This is a genomic window from Castellaniella sp., from assembly GCF_034674885.1.
GTDB lineage: Bacteria > Pseudomonadota > Gammaproteobacteria > Burkholderiales > Burkholderiaceae_B > Castellaniella.
In genome coordinates, this window is the sequence record NZ_JAUCDS010000052.1 from 1 (window position 1) to 3,630 (window position 3,630).

4 protein-coding genes are annotated in these 3,630 nt (G+C 65.3%); 3 read left to right on the plus strand and 1 reads right to left on the minus strand.

Features of this window, described 5'->3' with window-relative positions; all coding sequences use genetic code 11:
* Positions 1 to 173: 173 nt before the first annotated feature.
* Positions 174 to 998 (plus strand): SIR2 family NAD-dependent protein deacylase, encoded by an 825-nt coding sequence (locus VDP74_RS15250; RefSeq protein WP_323000485.1) that lies wholly within the window; start codon positions 174 to 176, stop codon positions 996 to 998.
* Positions 999 to 1,034: 36 nt separating this feature from the next.
* Entirely contained in the window at positions 1,035 to 2,003 is a 969-nt protein-coding gene (locus VDP74_RS15255; RefSeq protein ID WP_323000486.1) for a WYL domain-containing protein, read from the plus strand.
* 4 nt (positions 2,004 to 2,007) lie between these two features.
* Here the strand turns inward: VDP74_RS15255 and VDP74_RS15260 are convergent, their stop codons facing one another.
* Positions 2,008 to 3,420 carry a Fic family protein gene (locus tag VDP74_RS15260; RefSeq protein ID WP_323000487.1) on the minus strand — a complete coding sequence of 471 codons (1,413 nt, stop codon included), beginning with the start codon at positions 3,418 to 3,420 and terminating at the stop codon, positions 2,008 to 2,010.
* A 2-nt stretch (positions 3,421 to 3,422) separates the two neighbouring features.
* On the opposite strand from VDP74_RS15260, the gene VDP74_RS15265 reads away from it, so the two are divergent.
* The coding region (locus VDP74_RS15265; protein ID WP_323000488.1) for a hypothetical protein at positions 3,423 to 3,630 on the plus strand (208 nt) is incomplete at its 3' end.

Genomic DNA, 3,630 nt, shown 5'->3' on the forward strand with positions numbered 1-3,630 from the left:
TGGGTGAGCATGGGAGATGTCCGGTCGGGGTCTGGGAGGCCTGTATTGTAATGGCCCCGTTCCGTCGCCGACCGCCCGGCCGAAGCTGCGGATGGCCACGGGCGGCCGCGACGCATCCTGTCGCGGACCACTCCTAGACTGGATCCGTGTCCAAATACAAAGGAATCGCAGTCATGCCGCCCACCGAAGCACAATGGAACCGCGCCCTGGATTACCTGCGCGCGTCCCGGGGCCTGCTGATCACCGCCGGCGCCGGCATGGGCGTGGATTCGGGCCTGCCGGACTTCCGCGGCAAGGAGGGCCTGTGGAAGGCCTATCCTGCCCTGCGCCAGGCCCGCCTGGATTTCAAGCGCATCGCCCAGCCCGAGGCCTTCGACCGCTGGCCCACGCTGGCCTGGGGATTCTATGGCCATCGCCTGTCCACGTATCGCCGCACCGTGCCGCACGAAGGTTTCGGCATCCTGCTGCGCTGGGCCGAACGCCTGCCGCATGGCGCCTTCGTCTTCACCAGCAACGTCGACGGCCAGTTCCAGCGGGCGGGCTTCGATCCTGACCGCATCCTGGAATGCCACGGTTCGCTGCACTGGATGCAATGCCACGCCCATTGCCAGCCGCGAATCTGGTCGGCCGACGGCTTCGAGCCGGATGTCGATTCGCAGACCTGCCGCCTGCGCTCCCCTCTTCCGGTTTGCCCGGAATGCGGCACCCTGGCCCGTCCCAACGTCCTGATGTTCAACGACCTGGACTGGGAAATGGAACGCATGGTGGCCCAGCGCGACCGGCTGAACACCTGGCTTGAATCCGTCGGCGGCGACCGCCTGGCCGTCATTGAACTGGGCGCGGGCCAGGCGATCCCGTCGGTGCGCCACTTCAGCCTGCGCACCGGCCACCCCATCCTGCGCATCAATGCCCGGGACAGCGCCATTTCTCCGCGCTGGGGCGTGGGCCTGGAAGGCACGGCGCTGCAGACGCTGCGATGGCTGGACGCCCGCATCTGATCCATACTGGCGGCTTTACGATCCTTCGCCCCCGACATGGCCAAACGCTCCTCGACCCTGGAAACCACCCTGCTGGCACTGGAAATGCTGCGCCGGATTCCACGCGCGCCCCGCTCGATCACCGCCAGCGAACTGCACGAGCAACTGGCCGCCTGTGGCTTCGAACGCGACCTGCGCACCATCCAGCGGCAGCTGGACATGCTCAGCACGCACCTGGACATCGAGCGCGACGACCGGAGCGTTCCCTATCAATACCGGTGGCTGCCGCACGCCAGGCCGCTGGCCATCCCCCACCTGAGCCCGCAGGAATCCCTGCTGCTGAAGCTGGCCGAGGAACACCTGCGCCCCCTGCTGCCCGCCCACCTGATGAAATCCATGGAAGGTTTCTTCGTCCAGGCACGGCACAACCTGGGGCCGGACGGCAAGACCCGGCTGGAACGCGAATGGCCGTCCAAGATCCGCATGGTCGCCACCAGCCAGCCGCTGCTGCCCCCGAAAATCGTTCCTGGCGTGCTGGAGACGGTCAGCGAAGCCCTGTATCACAACCATTGGCTGCGGCTGGACTACAGGAACGCGGGCGGGCGGCGCAATACGGTCGAAGTCATGCCCCTGGGCCTGGCCCAGCAAGGCCCCCGCCTGTATCTGGTGTGCCGCTACCGGGGGTTCGGCAACGAGCGCAGCCTGGCCCTGCACCGCATCCTGAACGCCGAACAGGCGTCCACCATCGCCTTCGAACGCCCCCTGGATTTCGATCTGGCCGGATACGATGCCGACGGCCGCTTCCGTTTCGGCGAGGGCGAACGCATCCGCCTGTGTTTCCGCATCGACCGAAACATCGGACAACACCTGCAGGAAACCCCGCTGTCCCGAGACCAGACTGTCGTCGAACGAGAAGACGGCCGGCTGGAAATCGCCGCCACCGTGGTCGACAGCGCCATGCTGGACCAGTGGCTGAGGGGCTTCGGCGACGCGGTGGACGGGGTGGAAAAAGCAGCGGCGAAATGATCCATCACGTCAGCCTGAGCTGGTGCGCGCGCCAGCGCTCATAGTCGGCGGGGCGCAAGCCATAGCGAGCCAGCACGCCCTCATGCAAATGACGCAATTCCTCGATCACCAGCGCGCGAACGTTCTCATGATCCGCCCCCAGGTCATGCCGCGACAGGGTTTCGTCGATCACCTCCAGCGGCGCCCGATCAGACTGCAGCACCACATCCCGAACCACCTGCCGCAGTTCTCCACGCCACGCCAGCCGCCAAGGATCCGGCTCGGCCAGCCCCCGGCGGATCGCCAGATATTCCCGGGCTGACCGCGCATAGGCCCAGACATACAGATCCCGCAGCAACTCGACCCGGGTCATCTCGTATACGCCCAGAATGGCACGGACATAGGCCGACTCCGGCACCCCCAGAAAGGTCAGCGGGCACAGATTGGCGCGAATCAGCGGCAGATTCGCCGCCAGCCGGGAGGTGCGCTTGTTGACGTCGGCAAAGGGCTGCAGATATGGCAGATGCACCATGACGAAAAAGGATTGCTCGAAAGGGTCCGGGATGCGGCCGGCCTTGTCCAGCAGGATGTCCAGCATTTCGCCAATCTGCGCCGACATGCCGAGCGGCCGGTAGACGCTCTGCCCGATGTCCACCATATGCAGGCGCAAACGCCCTTCGTCTTCCTTGTCGAGCAGCAGGTTCTCCGACAGGGCGCTGTGCAGATTGAACAGGGTGAACCGGTCGAAGCCCGCCGTATCGGCGTTCTCCACCAGCAGTTCGATGGCTGATTTGTGGTTCAGGATCATCTGCGTTTCCTGGGCCGCCTTGCCTCCCGCAATCCGGCCATGCCGGATCAGTTCGCGCGTGTCGAGCCGGGTATAGGTATTGCCTTCCAGGTGACTGGAGGCCCAGGACAGGTCGATCAGCAGCCGGCCCAGGATGGCGCGGCCATAGGTCCCTGCGGGCCGCCGCATCTGGCCGGTGTCCCCCATCCGGCGCAATTGCTGGCGCAGCGGCTCCGGCAGGTACCAGGTCCGGCCGGGTTCGTAGGCATCCAGGAAATCGCGCTGATACCCTACTGGATGGCGCCCCGCCAGGGGTCGGTTCACATAAGCCAGAATGTCCTGACTATCGACCGACAAGGGGATTTCCACTGGAAAAATATCGCTTGCATCGTCCGGCGAGGGTTCATGCGCCCAAACGATCGTGACCGACGCGGCATCCCCCGCCGATCCGGCGCATGTCATCGCACGATAACGACGCCCTCTGCCCGCACCCACGGCCTGCAGCCGTCCCTGGGCCACGCCGTTCCGCAGCCAGCGTTGCGCCGTCCGGCGAGTCAGGCCGGGATGCAGATCCAGCAGAGCCGAAATCGCCAGCCCATCCGGCGCGGAGCGGATGCTTTCCAGCAAGGCTTGAAAAGAGCATGAGGTCATGGATGGCGCGATTCGTAGAATATATGGCGCAATTATGGCGCGAAACCCGGAATCGCGCCACGTTCTTCCTGATCGGATGCGCAGAAACGGCCTACCATAGGCATCACACGTCATCGCTCACCGAGCCGATCATGGCCTCGCTCCCACTCAAGTCCGAAGCTCCCTCCATGAACGCCAACCCCTTCACTCCCGCCGACCTCGAAGCCCTGC